This window comes from Providencia sp. wls1922, from assembly GCF_009706505.1.
In the GTDB taxonomy this organism is placed as follows: domain Bacteria; phylum Pseudomonadota; class Gammaproteobacteria; order Enterobacterales; family Enterobacteriaceae; genus Providencia; species Providencia lanzhouensis.
In genome coordinates, this window is record NZ_WLUG01000103.1 from 1 (window position 1) to 17023 (window position 17023).

A 17023-nucleotide genomic window follows, 5' to 3' on the forward strand; every position below is an offset into this window, starting at 1 on the left:
TCCCCCTTATTGGCAAACCGCAGTGGTTTTATATAAGCCAATATAATTCGGTAACCCTGCTAAGTTATAAGAAACTTGGCACTGCTGTTTATCGTTATATTGAATGGTAAATGAACCGCTTTCTGGCATTCCCGACAAATAAATTTCACCGTCATTACCCACCATGGCATTGAGCTGATTATTATTAGGGAAAATCGCCTGTGCCCCGAATGGCACCGGTTTACCATCTTTAAAATTCAAAATCATGATAGCGCGATAGCCCACATTGGCATTAAAGCTGGCTTTGGCAATTGCCCCACGGCTTGGCGCCACGTTTTGGGTGGTTAACTCCATTTCGGTATCACTTGGTAATTTGCTGGTATCAATTTGAATCCCATTACTGCGATACGCGGTGACATACGGCACTAAGGCATAGCCTTGCCCGTTAGTTTGAATACCGGTTTGGTTCAGAATCGGGACATTAGGCGCATCGGGAATTTCCACCAAGGCTGCCGTTTCACCCAGTTGCTGACCAAGAACTACCCCTCCGGAATGAGCGACCACACTGCCGCTGGCACCGTAATACAGGTTGTAATTGTTGGTGCTGTATCCCGTCCCCCCAGTGATTTCCCCATACTGCCCGCGGTAGCTGGCATTTAAGTTACCGGAAGCCCCTGAATCACGGGTTGGGAAGTTTTGCTGAGCACTCCAATTTAAGCGATTGTTCAGCTGGGTTGCTGAAATCCCCATGCTCCCTGACGAGCCATTGGCGCTGCTACTGGTACTGTTAAAGTTGTAATAGAAGGTGTCTTCAAACACGCTAAACGGCACGCTCACTGTAAACGCAAATTGGTGATCATCATCTTTCGTGCGTCCACCACTATTCATGTTCGGGTTAGTATTTTTGTTATAGCTGTAATTCAATCCGTAACTGATATTATTCCAGCTATTGTTATAGCCAATAGTAGTGGATTGGGTTTTACGATCACTGTTCCAGTAATCTTCGCTAACAAAACCGACAGACAGTGAACCCCAGTTATCCCCTAAGCTTTGGCTAAGGGTGATTTCCCCGCGGTTACGGCGGCGTTCATACAGTGGGCTAAATCCACTTTTACGATAGCCATCAAACACTTCCGCCAAACTGTAGAAGCCTTGCGTAGAGTAGCGATACCCTGCGAGGGCAATGTTGGTACCAATATCATTTAGGTTTTTGTTATAGCGAAAACGGTAAGATTGCCCGCTTTCCGTGGTGCCATTATTTAAAGTGGAGTTGGCGTGGGTGACATCCACAGATAATGCCCCAAAGCGCCCTAAGTTTTGCCCCGCACCCACAGAATAGGCTTGGTATTTATCACTCAGTTGGCTACCCCCAAAGGCGGTGAGCCCCCACGGTAAGCCGTAGATCAATGTGAACTGGGCGAACGGTTTTTTATCTACGCTGCTGTCATAGCTGCGATATTGCCCACCCGTCACGCTATAGGAAACATAGCCTTCACGTTGTAAAACTGGCAAAGAGGCATACGGGATAATTTGATATTGCTCGCTACCATTGGCCTCTTTGATGGTGACGTGCAGATCTCCGCTACCGCCAGTGGGGTAGAGGTCGTTAATTTCAAATGGACCTGCTGCCACATCGGTTTGGTAAATGGTGTAACCGTTTTGGCGAATGGTGATCTGCGCATTACTGCGCGCAATACCGCGTACCACTGGCGCATACCCACGTAAGCTTTCTGGGTTCATATCATCATCGGTCGCCAACTGCGCCCCACGAAACGGCACGCTGTCAAAAATATCCGATGGTGATGTGCTATCCCCGAGAATCAGCTGGCTTTTTATCGCATTGATATTCCGGCTTAAATAGGTATATACCGTGTCCCATTTATTGCGCTGCCCGTCACTGCTTTGCCATGTGGTGTAGTTACGCAGACGCCACGGGCCGATATTGAGCCCCGGACGTAAGTTCACATAGTTGGAGTTGCTGCTGTTTTTGTCGTTTTTGCGATCGGTATTGCGTGAGCCGTTATAACTGTAATTGAGTAACAGGGCGTTGATCCCATCATCAATCGCCGCCAGATCCACATAGCCGCGCGGGTTCATATTCAACGCAATCTGCGGAATACTTAAATAGAGACGTTGAGAGCCAAATTCAAACTCACTTTTGGCATCGGGGATCGCGGATAGATTCACGCACGAATTCCCTGCGGTTTGTAGATTAGGATAATCTGTAACTTTCACACCCACATCTTTTAAATCGCTGAGCGTCAGGCATGGCTCCAGCTCTTTCTTGGCATTATTGGAAAAACTGACACTCTTTGAACCTATCAGGCTCTTATTAATGTAGATATCCACATAATATTGACCTGGTAATTGTTCATTACGTTCGAATTGCCCTAAGTCCACCGATTCTTTATTTGGTAGCTCAAGAAATTCAGGATCAAAATAGGTGTCTGGCTCTGCTGAGGACGTCGCAATATAGCCTAAGGCGATAAATAGGCTAAGGCATATTTTATTTATTTTCATAGATAAACCTAATTGCCATTAAGGCTATATTTTTATTTCCGCCGGATTATTGGCTGAGCCATAATCGTTGATCACTTCCCATTTAATGGTGCCGTGCAGTTCAGGGCTAATTAGTGAGAAAGACTTGCTGGAAAATGGTGCCACGTAAGAGACATCATTCACTTTTTTTCCATTAAAACTGATACTTTGGAAATTCATATAATAGGGGGTTGGGTTTTTGACGGTGATCGATTGACCGTCTTTTAACCAGGTTAATTTCTTCTGCTCTTCCAAAAAATCGACTTTACTAATGGCACTCGGGCGATAAATTAATTTCATCTGAGTTTTAAACGCGATTTTTAATGAGTTTTCTGTTTTCTTTTCAGTGGCTGGAATAGTTTTAATATTTAGCCAGAATAATGATTCTCTATCATTGGGTAGTGTATTTTGGGTTAAGAAAATACGTAATGTGTTGGTTTTTTCTTGGTTTAAACGAAAAAGTGGTGGCGTAATGGTAAAGTCCGTTTGCTTGCCTTCATTGGCATTTTCAATCCATGATTGAATTAAATAGGGCACTTTATCCGGATTTTCGACGCTAATACTGACATCCTTATTCCCTTCTGGATAAATTACGCGGGTTCCCCCAATAATCACACCGGCATAGGCCGACTGACTGAGCGCAAATAACATGATACAGACAGAGATAATTGTTTTCATATTGCCACCACTGGGTAAAAATAATTAAGGTTTATATCCGTATAAACCTTAATTAATCATTAGTTATAGTTAATTGTGAAGGTTGCTGTTGAATTCGCTAAACCGACGGTCACTGTGTCAGACATCGCAATATAACGCGCTGTAAAATCTAAGTTGTTCACAACGGTTTCTTGTAATGTGTATGGGCTAGAAGCGGTATACAGTGGGACAGTTAAGCCTTTAACGTCTTGAATTTGGATACCAACACCGGTTGCAACACCAGAGGTATTTGGATTAGTTAATTGAAGTACACTGTTGTTGCCTTCATAGGAAACACCATCAAATTTTACTGTTGCGGTGGTCACTGCCGCAGGGCAGTTTTCCAATTGGATAGTAAATTTAGTGGCAGCGGCGGTGCTACCTGTGCTTGGCAATGCCGTTCTAGAAACTTTCCCTAAATTTACTTGGATAGCATCTGAGCCCGCTGCAAGTTGACATGCGTTATCCGTAATTTCACCTGTGAAATTAATATCACCATCTTTAGCAAAGCTATTGGCAGAAATTAATAAGGTGCTCGTTGCAATTAAAGATGCAATGACGTGTTTTTTCATTTTTTACTCTCCGAAACTTAATTCGATATTCAATTTAATTGGGGGGAATATATAAATTTGCTTATCTACTCAAAGCACGAGTATTTTGTGACTATTTTTATAAATAAACAAGATAGGGGTATTTTGAATTTTAATAACAATATTTTTAATTTGTTATTACTAATTTTTATATAAACACATTATGCGCTAGCATTTGGTATCATTATTTAAATAAGGTATTTTTATTGAGCTTCATTTATTTAAACTAAAGTAAAATAACAATATAAAACTAAAAATAATTATTTTATGATTTTAAACTATAAACTATCTCGCATATGGAGATTATTTAAACGTAAAATTTGAGGGGAGAATACGGTTTTGTTATTAGTGACAAATATGTATTATCTAAAAATGAAAAATAAAACTTAACATTCTCAATAAGAATATCGAAATTAGTCTTAGGATGAGTATCTATACCGAAATAGCGTAAATGATTATAAATTTTAGTCTGTCATTAATGGGGGTTATTTTTGCTAATATTGGTCAGAGAGAAACTTTAAAAGGATACCTGCCAGTATCAATGATAAAAAAGATACCGGTAGGTGGCTTGAGTATTATTTAAACAGTGAAAAATCTTGTTCTGGTGAAATCAAAGATTCAGCCTGATAGCGACGACTGCGATCAGCCTTACAGACATAATTAAAACCATCTTCTTGTTCAGTGCCGTCACAGATTAATTCTATAATATCGATGTCTAAAATTTCAGCAATTGAATATAAGGTATCAACGTGAATACGCATATCGCCCAGTTCATGGCGGGAATGGTGTTGTTGGCTAATGCCCAGTAATTTGCTTAACTGTTGAATGCTCATATTTTGCTCTTTTCTGAATGAGCGAATGCGAGCGCCAACAATTTTGGAGGTGTTCTTTTTCATTATAATGACCAATATTGATTAAGTAAAAATACTATATATTTGGAGATCTTTTAAGACTCTGCTTTATTTTTTCCCTTTCACTTTCATTAAATAAAAAGAAGTCATTAATACTCGTATTGAAATAAATAGCATATTGTTTGAGCTGATCAATCGATATTCGATTATTCCCACGTTCATAACGAAGCTGTTGCTGTTCACTAATTCCAATCGATTGAGCTACAGTGAGTAGGGATAACCCTTTTTCTTTACGTAACTTTCGTATTTTATATCCAATAACAGCGGAGACTGGATAGCTATTTTCCATTAATTCACCTCTTTTTATTATTTGCGATATGTTAAATAAACTAACAGATGGCAAATGAATATTATTACCTCAAAGATATGTTTATCAGGTATTTAACTTGATATCTTGACTTAAATCACATCAATTAAAGTTATCCATTTTATATGGAGGTTAATAATTAAAATTTCAATTAGAGAATGCTATTTTCATCCTATTTATAATGTTTTTCATAATAAGAACATTATATTAAGATTATCTTTAACGGATAACCATATGAATATCATATTCCTTTATTAAGGATATATAACGGAAAACTCTAAATGGCTTTTAAAATTTCCTGATATAAACATAGGCTGTAAACTTACCATTCTTGCCGATAGTGGAATTTCGGCACTTTTAGTGGCGCTATTGATAGCCACATCTACCATACTGCCATTTTTTATGGTGGCTTTATTGTTTGTCTGCGCGAGATGTAACAAGCTGCCTGTGGAACTACCTGTATTCACAAAATAGTTATTGTCGATGGCATCAGGTGTTCCATTAATACTGAATTTGGCATTTTTGGTTGTCACAGGGCAATCAACCAATTTAATAGAAAAATCCACCCATGGGCTTTGTGCAGGGTTACGGTAATTCCAACGATTTATCTTACCGAGCTCCACGTTATAACTGGTATTTTCAACTTTGCAGGGCATGGCAATCACATTGCCATGTACCTTAATATTGACGGTTTCTGCCATTGCAGGTAGCGCTAATAACCCCAATACACTGAATAAAAATATTTTCATTATTCGCTCCTATAGATAAGTAATGGTGGCAGTAATATTGGCGGATAAGGTGCCCGCGGTACCATTACCGAGTGAAGAAAATGCCCGTGTACGTAGGGGAACACTCACCAAAGGTTGCCCATTGGTGGGAACCGTTAATACCTTGGTATTGCCTAGCGGCGTTGCTCCGTCACCACTTTGCAGTTGAATGGCGATATTGGTGGCAGTGCCGCTGTTTTTATATAGGCTATTGATATCTGCGTTGTCAGCAATTCCTGCAAAGGAGAGCTTCACGCTATTAATAAAGGATGAGCAATCTTTTAATTCAATGGTAAACGGTTTCCAAGGTGAGGCGCCTTGTGCAGAAATAAAGGAATCTAAACCTATATTCGTAAGGTCAACATCAATATTATTTCCAGCAGATAAATTACAGGTTGCTGCTTTAATATTTCCGGTAAATTTTAAATAGACAGTATCTGCTGCGTAAGCTGTTATCGTTATATTCAAAAGTAGTAAGATAGCGAGCATTTTTTTCATTTTAACTACCTATTCATACGTAATATTGACTGTGGCGTTGGCATTTGCGATACCAGGTGTGACTGTTGCAGCCGTTTTAATATAACGAGCTTTCCAACCGAATATATAGTTGCCTTGGGCAGTGTTATCCCGCTGAGTAATTTGTTGATTCAATGTAATAGCTACTCCAGCATTATTTAATAACTGCACTGCAATACCGGTGGCTTTATCTATGCCTGTTAAGCCTATTCGGCCATTGGCTGCATCATCAATATTGTCTGAAGTGACAGTGACTTTAATATTTGTACCTGCAATACAAGATAATGAAATTGGAATATCAATATTATTACTTACATCTCCAATTTTATTAAATTTTGTATCAAACCAATCACCTAAATTTATATTAAAATTATTTGAACCATTTATTGTGCAACTAGCAACGGTAATACGAAAATTATTTGGAATGGCCAATTTACTGATGGTCTGTCTTCTGTCTATTGTGTAATCGAAAGTATAAAACTCAGCAAATGGACCCGCTTTGATAGTCTGTCCATTTGCATTACTTATAGGACCTGTTTTAATAATATAGACATTCCAGTTATACCCTCCAGGAATAGACATTTTTCCATTGGCATGAATAGGACTAGTTGTAAATGATACTGAATAACCGATAATATCCTTGTTCATTGGTGCTGCTCTTATACCTATTCCATTAATGTTTGTTTGAGCAATTTTATTGCTGGCATATTGATCCCAACCATTTAAATATTTAGAATTAAATGAAAAATTGCAGGTTCCTCCACTTAAGTAATAAGGATGGCCTACAGGATAAGTATAAACTTCGTAGCTTTTTAGTATCGTATTTACTGGTATCGACTCATCGGACTGTATAATAATATTATCTACGGGTAGGTAAACTGTTTTACCTAAATTAGAATTAGGTACACACCCTGCTGCATTTGCTAAAGAGTAAGGTAAGATAAATAAGGTAATGATGGTGGCTAATTTGTGTATCAATCTCTTCATTGTAAATATTCTCGCTATTGGCATACCGCCTCCGTTTTATATAAACCAATATAATTCGGTAATCCCGCCAAGTTATAATTCACCTGACACTGTTGTTTATCGTTATATTGAATCGTAAATAAACCACTCTCCGGCATTCCTGACAGATAAATTTCCCCATCATTACCGACCATCGCATTGAGCTGATTATTGCTTGGGAAAACTGCCTGCGCACCGAATGGCACTGGTTTGCCATCTTTAAAATGTAAGGTCATGATGGCGCGATAGCCCACATTGGCATTAAAGCTAGCTTTGGCAATTGCTCCACGGCTTGGTGCCACGTTCTGGGTGGTTAACTCCATTTCGGTATCATCTGGCAATTTACTGGTATCAATTTGGATACCATTGCTGCGATATGCAGTGACATACGGCACTAACGCATAGCCTTGCCCGTTAGTTTGAATACCAGTTTGGTTCAGAATAGGGACATTAGCCGCATCGGGAATTTCCACCAATGCCGCAGTTTCACCCAGTTGCTGACCGAGAACTACCCCTCCGGAATGGGCGACCATACTGCCGCTGGCACCGTAATACAGGTTGTAATTATTGGTGCTGTAACCCGTACCCCCAGTGACTTCTCCATATTGTCCACGGTAGCTGGCATTTAAGTTACCGGAAGCCCCAGAATCGCGGGTTGGGAAGTTTTGCTGAGCACTCCAGTTCAAGCGATTATCCAGTTGCGTTGCTGAAACTCCCATGCTGCCCGAGGAGCCATTGCTACTGCTGTTTGTGCCGTTAAAGTTGTAATAGAAAATGCTATCAAACAGGCTAAATGGCACACTGACCGTAAAGGCAAACTGGTGGTCATCGTCTTTATTGCGTCCATCGTAGTTATTTGGGTTGGTGTTTTTGTTATAGCTATAATTCACCCCATAGCTAATGTCGTTCCAGCTATTGTTATAGCCAATAGTTGTAGACTGCGTTTTGCGATCACTATTCCAGTAATCCTCGCTCACAAAGCCGACAGATAAGGAACCCCAGCCGTCCCCTAAGCTTTGGCTAAGGGTAATTTCTCCGCGGTTACGGCGGCGCTCATGCAATGCGGTAAATGCTTCTTTTCGATAGCCATCAAATACTTCCGACAAGCTATAAAACCCTTTAGTGGAATAACGATAGCCCGCTAAAGCGATGTTGGTGCCAATATCATTCAGGTTTTTGTTATAGCGAAAACGGTAGGATTGTCCGCTCTCTTTTTCACCATTACTGAGGGTCGAACTGGCGTGGGTGACATCGATAGATAATGCACCAAATCGCCCTAAGTTTTGCCCTGAGCCGATGGAGTAAGCCTGATATTTGTCACTGACTTGGCTACCGCCAAACAGAGTCACCCCCCAAGGCAGCCCGTAAGTCAGTGCAAATTGGGCAAAGGTTTTTTTATCTACGCTACTGTCATAACTGCGGTATTGCCCGCCTGTCACGCTATAGGAGAGATACCCTTCACGTTGTAAAACCGGTAAAGAGGCAAACGGAATAATTTGGTACTGTTCACTACCGTTGGCTTCTTTAATCGTGACGTGTAAATCACCACTCCCCCCTGTAGGGTAGAGATCGTTGATTTCAAACGGACCCGCTGCCACATCGGTTTGGTAAATGGTGTAACCGTTTTGACGAATGGTGATCTGCGCATTACTGCGCGCAATACCCCGTACCACTGGCGCATATCCACGCAAGCTTTCTGGGTTCATATCATCGTCAGTGGAGAGCTGTACTCCACGAAACGGCACACTGTCAAAAATATCGGACGGTGATGAACTGTCCCCAAGGATCAGCTGGCTTTTTATCGCATTGATATTACGGCTTAAATAGGTATATACCGTGTCCCACTTATTGCGTTGCCCATCACTACTTTGCCACGTCGTGTAGTTGCGCAGACGCCACGGACCGATATTCAGCCCCGGGCGCAAGTTCACATAGTTGGAATTGCTGCTGTTTTTATCGTTTTTACGATCGGTACTGCGCGAGCCGTTATAACTGTAATTGAGTAACAGCGCGGTGATCCCATTGTCGATCGCTGCGAGATCCACATAACCGCGCGGGTTCATGTTCAATGCAATCTGCGGAATGCTTAAATAAAGGCGCTGAGAACCAAATTCAAACTCACTTTTGGCATCAGGAATCGCAGATAAATTAATGCATTGGTTACCCGCGACTTGCAGCTCAGGGTATTCCCCGACTTTAACCCCAACATCTTTCAGGTCAGAGAGCGTTAAGCAAGGCTCCAGTTCATTATTTTTATTGGTGGAAAAGCTAACACTTTTTGAGCCAATCAAGCTCTTATTAATGTAGATGTCCACATAATATTGACCCGGTAACTGTTCATTACGCTCAAACTGTTCTAAGTCCACGGATTCTTTATTCGGTAGCTCAAGAAATTCAGGATCAAAATAGGTGTCCGTTTCTGCCGAAGATGTCGCAATATAGCCTAGAGATAAAAATAGGCTAAGGCATATTTTATTTATTTTCATAGATAAACCTAACTATCCTTAAGGCTATATTTTTATTTCTGCTGGATTATTGGCGGAGCCATAATCATTAATTACTTCCCATTTAATGGTTCCATGTAATTCAGGATTGCTAATATTAAAACTTTTCTCTGAAAATGGTGCGACATAAGAAATATTTTCTGCGCTCTTTCCATTAAATTTAATACTCTGGAAATTCATATAATAAGGTGTAGGGTTATTCACCGTGATTACTTTACTGTTTTTCGACCATTTAAGTTTCTTTTGCTCTTCATTAAAATCGACATTCGTTAATGAATCAGGGCGATAAATTAATTTCATTTGAGTTTTGAATGCGATCTTTAGTGAGTTTTCTGATTTTTTCTCTGTTGCAGGAATTGTTTTTACATTTAACCAGAATAAAGATTCTCTATCTTTTGGTAGAGAGTCTTGGGTTAGAAATATTCGTAAAGCATTTGTCTTTTCTTGGTTTAAACGAAAAAGTGGTGGCGTAATAGTAAAGTCCGTTTGCTTACCTTCATTGGCATTTTCAATCCATGACTGAATTAAATAAGGTATTTTATCTGGGTTTTCCACACTAATACTCACGTCTTTCTTTCCTTCAGGATAAATGACGCGGGTACCACCAATAATAACACCGGCATTGGCTGTACTGATAAATGTGAAAAAAAAGATAAAAATAGTAATTATTGATTTCATATAGCCACCACTGAGTTATAACAAAACAAAAAATAAATCACTAAGGCTTATATCCCTATAAACCTTAAATTGAAATTAGTTATAATTAATTGTGAATGTTGCCGTTGAGTTTGCTAAACCAGCACTGACAGCATCAGACATCGCAATATAACGTGCAGTAAAATCTAAATTATTTACAACTGTTTCTTTTAGTGTGTACTCATTGGATTCTGTATATAAAGGAACAGTCACCCCTTTAGCATCTTGGATCTGAATACCAACATCTTTAGCAATTCCAGATGCTCCCGCATTGGTTAACTGCAGAACGCTGCTATCACCTTCATAAGAAACGCCATCAAATTTTACCGTTGCAGTGGTTACTGCGGCAGGGCAGTTTTCTAATTGAATGGAAAACTTAGTGGCAGCAGCAGTACTACCAGTACTGGCTAATGATGTTTTAGAGACTTTACCTAAGTTCACTTGAATCGCATCAGAACCGGATGCTAACTGACATGCGTTATCGATAATTTCGCCTGTGAAATTAATATCACCATCTTTGGCAAAGCTATTAGCAGAAATTAATAAAGTTCCTGTTGCAATTAACGATGCAATAATCTGTTTTTTCATTTTAACTCTCCGAACTGAGTTCGATATAAATATAATTTCGTGAATGTTTTTCGCTTGTGAATTAAAGCTTAAGTATTTTGTGTTTGTTTTTATAAATAAACAAGTTTGTGTTTTTTTAGATTTTAAATTTCATCTTGAGTTACGGTTATTTATTTTTGTTTTAAATTCACTATACGGGTGGGGTTTTTATTTAGGTTAATTTGGAAAATTGAAATATTAATAATTTCAATTTCAATGTGAATTGAAAATAAAAATTAAATGTCAGGATTTATTTTAGAGTGCGAGATTGTACAAAAACACGCTTTATGGGTTGGGAGAGTGAGATTTTATCGTAAATGTAAAATATTGATGGCAGGTTTTGACATAAAACAATATTCTTATTTATACATTGATTTATTTTTTATGAAGTTAAATCATCCTATTTCAATCATGAAATAAGATTGGTCTATTTGCGTATATCTTATAGTGATTACTTTTTATTAAGATAATGTACGATAAATTTCTTCTCCGCTTCACTAAATATAAAAAAGCTTAATAAACTAATCTCAAAATAATCGGCGTATTGTTTTAGTTTATCGACGGGAATTCGTGACTTTCCTTTTTCATATTTCAGCTGTTGAAATTCGCAAACACCAATTTCATCAGCTAGTTCTTTTAATGACAAATGATGATATTCACGGATTAGTGTTATTTTATGTCCAATAATTTCGGATATTGTATGGTTTTCGCTCATAGGAAACCCTCAATGACGGTATATTGACAGATGATGGTTATCGAGCATCGATATTCAATTAGTGCGGCTTTTTGATGATATTTTATTGATAATCAATATTAACCAATGAAAAGTTAACACGTTTTTTCGCGTGTTAACCTAATTAAATCATAGCTGCTAGATGGTGAGCTTTCTAGAAATTAATCTTCGATACCGAGCTCTTTTAATTTTCGCGTTAGGGTATTTCGACCCCAGCCTAATAAGCGAGCTGCTTCTTGCTTATGTCCGTGGGTATATTTGAGGGCGCAATTGAGCATGGTTTTCTCTAATAACGGCATGGCGTCATTAAATAAATTTTGCTGGCCGGCGTTCAGTGCGGAATCAGTCCATTTTTCTAATAGATCAAACCATGTGAGGTTAGGATCTTGAGAATGGATGGCGGATGAAGCAGGATCTTTCGCTGACTTGTTGGATTCTTGCTTATTAAATAGATCGCTTGGTAAATCTTGCGGAAGCACTTCTTGGCTAGCTGCCATCACGGTTAACCAACGACAGACGTTCTCCAATTGGCGCACATTTCCCGACCAAGAATAGCGTTGAAGAATTTTAATGCTGTCAGGGTGCAGAACTTTGCTTTCTACCCCTAACTCCTTGGCGGTATTTTGCAAAAAGTAATGGGCAAGACGAGGAATATCTTCAACGCGTTCCCGTAATGGTGGAAGTTGCACGCGGATCACGTTCAGTCGATGGAACAAGTCCTCGCGGAATAATCCTTCTTCCACGCGTTTTTCTAAGTTTTGGTGTGTTGCGGCGATAATCCGCACGTCGACCTTAACAGGGGTATAGCCACCAATTCGATAAAATTGCCCTTCAGCCAGTACCCGCAATAAGCGCGTTTGCACATCCAGAGGCATGTCACCGATTTCATCGAGGAATAGTGAACCTCGATTAGCTTGCTCAAAGCGCCCTTGGCGAACTTGGGATGCGCCTGTAAAAGCCCCTTTTTCGTGACCAAATAGCTCAGATTCAATTAAATCTTTTGGAATAGCCGCCATATTTAAGGCGATAAACGGTTCATTCGCGCGTGGGCTGTGTTGATGCAATGCGTGGGCTACCAGCTCTTTACCTGTACCTGATTCCCCGTTGATAAGCACACTAATTGAGGAGCGGGAAAGGCGCCCAATGATCCGATACACCTCCTGCATAGCAGGGGCTTCGCCGATCATCGTTGATGAAATCACTGCGGCTTGCGGTTTATCGCTAGCAGCATTGTTTTGTTCACGGATATAGTTTTGCTCACGGCTGTGGTTTAGAGCACGTTCCACTAAGGCGACGGTTTCATCGATATCAAAAGGCTTAGGGAGATAGTCAAAAGCGCCAGATTGATAAGCGTTAACGGCGGCATCTAAATCGGAATGCGCGGTCATGATAATAATCGGCAGTAATGGATGGGACTGTTTTAGCTGGCTGAGTAAAGCGAGTCCGTCCATGCCCGGCATACGAATATCGGAGAGCAATACGTCAGGGACGTCATTGTTGAGGGCGGCAAGCACCGCATCGGCGCTGTCAAAACAGGTGCAATTAAGTTCGGCACTGTTGAGCGCTCGCTCTAGTACCCAGCGGATTGAACTGTCATCGTCAACAACCCAGATTTTTCCCTTCTGCATGGCTATCTCCTATTTTTTGATGGGTAGATAAATAGAAAACTCGGTATGACCCGGCCAACTGTTAAACTCAATTTTCCCCGCATGTTGATCCACTAGACTGCGCGCGATAGATAAGCCTAAGCCAGTGCCATCAGGGCGACCGCTGACCATCGGGTAAAACAGCGTATCTTGGATAGCGAGTGGAATACCGGGACCGTTATCTTCAATATCAATCCGCGCAGCTAGCTTATAGCGCTCCCCTTGCAGCATCACTTGGAATGCGGTGCGAGTGCGCAAAGTGATGGTGCCACCCGTATCGCCGAGAGCTTGCAAGGCATTGCGGGTGATATTGAGTAGCACTTGTTCCACTTGGTCTGGATAGTATTCCAGATCGGGAAGGCTTGGGTCGTAATCGCGAATGAGCGTGACATTGTCTGGTTTTTCTAACCCGACTAAGCGCATCACATTTTCCACACTATGATGGATACTTTGCTCGGTTTTCGGTCCCGGATATTGAGGGCCTAGTAGCCTATCGACTAAGGCACGTAGGCGGTCGGCTTGCTCAATAATCACTTGGGTATATTCATTTAGCTGCGGGTCGGGCAGCGCCTTAGACAATAATTGCGCTGCACCACGTAATCCCCCTAATGGGTTTTTGATTTCATGGGCAAGCCCACGGATCAATTCACGGGCAGCAAGCTGCTGGGCATTTTGCGCTAACTCTTGGCTAAGGCGTCGCTGGCTATCCAATAGGGACAGCTCGACAAGAATAAATTGGTCGGATAGGGGCTGAGCACTCAAAGACATCATGTGAGAGTGGTTATTAAGCACTAGTGTCACTTCGTTTTCGGTAAAGCTGTGGCCGGTTTTGAGGCTATTGAGCATCTGTTCATCATTTAATGAACAATAGTTGAATAGTAACGGGAGCGGGGTGCCATAGAGCTTACGGGGGCTTTGTGCCAAAATTTGTAAGGCGGCATGGTTGGCATAATGAATGACTAAATCGTAATCCAGCACTAATACGCTGTTAATTAAGGAATCGAGGAGATGTTCGGGGACAGGTAAATGCTCGGCTTTCATGTAATATTGCTCCTGCACTATTTTGGTGCATTATACGTTATTTACTGATTAACCGATACGTCGAAGCCAATATTTGCTGTTTATCACTCGGTGCAGAGAAAAGGCCCCATCCAAAGATGGGGCAAGTGCTTCACGGCAACAAAGACTATCAGTGGAACGGCGTGTTACGCACTGTAGTACATTTCAAATTCGAGTGGGTGTGGTGCCATACGAACGCGTTGGATATCAGCACGCAGTAATTCGATGTAAGCGTCGATAGCGTCGTCAGTAAATACACCACCACGAGTTAAGAACTCACGGTTTTTATCCAGTTCAGCCAGTGCTTCTTCTAAAGAACCCGCCACTGTTGGGATCTCTTTGGCTTCTTCTGGCGGTAAGTCATACAGGTTTTTGTCCATCGCATCGCCTGGGTGGATCTTGTTGATGATGCCATCAAGACCTGCCATTAACTGAGCAGCAAACGCTAAGTATGGGTTAGCCGCTGGGTCTGGGAAGCGAACTTCGATACGACGCGCTTTTGTGCTTGCAACCACTGGGATACGGATAGAAGCAGAGCGGTTACGTGCAGAGTAAGCCAGCATTACTGGTGCTTCAAAACCTGGGACTAAACGCTTGTAGGAGTTAGTCGTTGGGTTAGTGAATGCGTTCAGTGCGCGAGCATGTTTGATGATACCGCCGATGTAGTACAGCGCCATCTCAGATAACCCGCCGTATTTATCGCCTGCAAATAGGTTCACACCACCTTTAGATAAAGACATGTGGCAGTGCATACCGGAACCGTTATCACCAACTAATGGTTTTGGCATAAAGGTCGCAGTCTTGCCGTATGCGTGTGCAACGTTGTGGACAACGTATTTGTAAATTTGAGTCTCATCCGCTTTTTTGGTCATGGTGTTAAAGCGAGTTGCGATTTCGTTTTGACCTGCTGTTGCCACTTCATGGTGGTGAGCTTCAACCACTAAGCCCATCTCTTCCATCGTGGTACACATAGCCGAACGTAAATCTTGTGATGAGTCTACTGGTGGTACTGGGAAGTAACCGCCTTTCACTGCTGGACGGTGACCTTTGTTACCGCCTTCGTATTTAGTGCCAGTGTTCCATGCGGCTTCGATATCATCGATGTGATAGTAGCTGCTGTGCATGCTGTTGCCGAAGCGAATGTCATCGAACACGAAAAATTCTGGTTCAGGTCCAAATAACACCATATCCGCAATGCCGCTAGAGCGCAGGAAGTCTTCAGCGCGTTTAGAGATAGAGCGGGGGTCGCGATCATAACCTTGTATAGTGCCTGGCTCTAAAATGTCGCAACGAATGATTAAGGTATTATCGGCGTAGAATGGGTCTAACATTGCGGTAGATGCATCAGGCATTAATACCATGTCAGACTCGTTGATGCCTTTCCAGCCACCGATGGATGAGCCATCAAACATTTGACCTTCTTCAAAGAAGTCTTCGTCAACTTGATGAGCAGGGATAGTGATGTGTTGCTCTTTACCTTTGGTATCAGTAAAACGCAGATCAATAAATCTAACATTGTGCTCTTCGATTAACGATAAAACATGTTTAGCGGACATTCTCGGCTCTCCTGGTCGGGTCTAATCAACTCACGCAGCAATTAAGGTGCGCATGGGTTGGTTTATCTGGCTTCGCAAGATTAATGATTATTTCATTAACAATATTGCAAGCTCTCTAGGGTTATATAAGCGAAAAGCGTGCCAACTTTTAAAATCATCGTAAATGGGGATGATGACAAGAAGATGGCAATGATTAGGCTAAAAAACAGTCTATCATTGCGCTGTATTGGTGCAAGAAAAAGATTTACCGCACTAATGTGGTGCAATTAATGGAAAGCGGAAACAAAAACGGTGTAGTGCCATTGATTGGCGCCACACCGTTGGTATTTTTAGAGATATAAAAAGGTTTATTCGTCATTACTGTCAGTTAATAACGCGTTCACTTCTTCAATTTGTTTGACGGCATCATTGATGATCGCCGCAATTTGATGAGTTTGTTCTTCATTTAATTGTTTGAGCACCATTTTGTGGCGGAGCAGGGCTTTAAAACGGCTCACTGCCATTTCGATATCTTCTGATAAGTTGGTGCCTTGCTGTAGTTCACGGGCTTTGGCTAATTTACGGCTGATAACGGCTTCAGTTTCTTTATTCTGCGCGAGGTGTTCAGCCCCTTCTGGAGTAATAGAGAAACTTTTGCGATTACGCTCGACAATTTGGGATTCCAAAAAGCCTTGTTCTTCTAATAGGGTTAAGGTTGGGTAGATGACCCCAGGGCTTGGTACATATAAGCCATTAGATGCTTCTTGGATGTCTTTGATGATTTCATAACCATAGCTTGGTTTTTTTGCCACTAAAGAGAGCACCATAATGTGCAGATCTCCATGGTCAAATAGGCGACGTAAGCCTTTGCCGCGTCCGCGACCATGACGACCCTCGCCGTGGCAGCCTTCATCACGTCCACGACCGTGACGACC

General features: G+C 41.3%; 16 protein-coding genes. All 16 read right to left on the minus strand.

From position 1 onward, the window contains the following. Nucleotides 1–6: 6 nt before the first annotated feature. The gene (locus GKR71_RS14370) at nucleotides 7–2499 is read right to left on the minus strand and encodes a fimbria/pilus outer membrane usher protein (protein ID WP_154634474.1); all 2493 of its coding nucleotides are present in this window, start codon (nucleotides 2497–2499) and stop codon (nucleotides 7–9) included. A 24-nt stretch (nucleotides 2500–2523) separates the two neighbouring features. Then, a complete protein-coding gene (locus GKR71_RS14375; RefSeq protein ID WP_036948517.1) occupies nucleotides 2524–3195 on the minus strand; it encodes a fimbrial biogenesis chaperone in 672 nt (223 codons plus the stop codon). 59 nt (nucleotides 3196–3254) lie between these two features. After that, complete coding sequence (locus GKR71_RS14380) at nucleotides 3255–3785, minus strand: fimbrial protein (protein ID WP_036948519.1); 531 nt, start codon at nucleotides 3783–3785, stop codon at nucleotides 3255–3257. Between the two features lie 593 nt (nucleotides 3786–4378). Next, nucleotides 4379–4699, minus strand: coding sequence for a helix-turn-helix domain-containing protein (locus GKR71_RS14385; protein WP_036948522.1), 321 nt, complete (start codon nucleotides 4697–4699; stop codon nucleotides 4379–4381). Nucleotides 4700–4730: 31 nt separating this feature from the next. Beyond that, nucleotides 4731–5003, minus strand: coding sequence for a helix-turn-helix domain-containing protein (locus GKR71_RS14390; RefSeq protein ID WP_154634475.1), 273 nt, complete (start codon nucleotides 5001–5003; stop codon nucleotides 4731–4733). A gap of 272 nt (nucleotides 5004–5275) precedes the next feature. Continuing rightward, nucleotides 5276–5770, minus strand: a complete 495-nt coding sequence (locus GKR71_RS14395) for a fimbrial protein (RefSeq protein ID WP_036948527.1) — start codon at nucleotides 5768–5770, stop codon at nucleotides 5276–5278. Between the two features lie 9 nt (nucleotides 5771–5779). After that, complete coding sequence (locus GKR71_RS14400; RefSeq protein WP_036948530.1) at nucleotides 5780–6286, minus strand: fimbrial protein; 507 nt, start codon at nucleotides 6284–6286, stop codon at nucleotides 5780–5782. Nucleotides 6287–6295: 9 nt separating this feature from the next. Continuing rightward, nucleotides 6296–7315 (minus strand): fimbrial protein, encoded by a 1020-nt coding sequence (locus GKR71_RS14405; RefSeq protein ID WP_051422551.1) that lies wholly within the window; start codon nucleotides 7313–7315, stop codon nucleotides 6296–6298. Further along, entirely contained in the window at nucleotides 7306–9795 is a 2490-nt protein-coding gene (locus GKR71_RS14410; protein ID WP_036948531.1) for a fimbria/pilus outer membrane usher protein, read from the minus strand. Before GKR71_RS14410 ends, GKR71_RS14405 begins: the two co-directional genes overlap by 10 nt. A gap of 24 nt (nucleotides 9796–9819) precedes the next feature. Continuing rightward, on the minus strand, nucleotides 9820–10491 hold the full coding sequence (locus GKR71_RS14415; protein ID WP_154599871.1) for a fimbrial biogenesis chaperone: 672 nt from the start codon (nucleotides 10489–10491) through the stop codon (nucleotides 9820–9822). Nucleotides 10492–10566: 75 nt separating this feature from the next. Continuing rightward, on the minus strand, nucleotides 10567–11097 hold the full coding sequence (locus tag GKR71_RS14420) for a fimbrial protein (protein WP_036948536.1): 531 nt from the start codon (nucleotides 11095–11097) through the stop codon (nucleotides 10567–10569). Nucleotides 11098–11566: 469 nt separating this feature from the next. Further along, nucleotides 11567–11830 carry a helix-turn-helix domain-containing protein gene (locus GKR71_RS14425; protein WP_154634476.1) on the minus strand — a complete coding sequence of 88 codons (264 nt, stop codon included), beginning with the start codon at nucleotides 11828–11830 and terminating at the stop codon, nucleotides 11567–11569. A gap of 179 nt (nucleotides 11831–12009) precedes the next feature. Further along, nucleotides 12010–13476, minus strand: a complete 1467-nt coding sequence (glnG, locus tag GKR71_RS14430) for a nitrogen regulation protein NR(I) (RefSeq protein WP_154609484.1) — start codon at nucleotides 13474–13476, stop codon at nucleotides 12010–12012. Between the two features lie 9 nt (nucleotides 13477–13485). Further along, complete coding sequence (gene glnL / locus GKR71_RS14435; protein ID WP_154634477.1) at nucleotides 13486–14535, minus strand: nitrogen regulation protein NR(II); 1050 nt, start codon at nucleotides 14533–14535, stop codon at nucleotides 13486–13488. Nucleotides 14536–14699: 164 nt separating this feature from the next. After that, nucleotides 14700–16109 (minus strand): glutamate--ammonia ligase, encoded by a 1410-nt coding sequence (gene glnA / locus GKR71_RS14440; RefSeq protein ID WP_154634478.1) that lies wholly within the window; start codon nucleotides 16107–16109, stop codon nucleotides 14700–14702. Between the two features lie 347 nt (nucleotides 16110–16456). Beyond that, on the minus strand, nucleotides 16457–17023 hold a 567-nt coding region (locus GKR71_RS14445; RefSeq protein ID WP_230085093.1), incomplete at its 5' end, for a PadR family transcriptional regulator.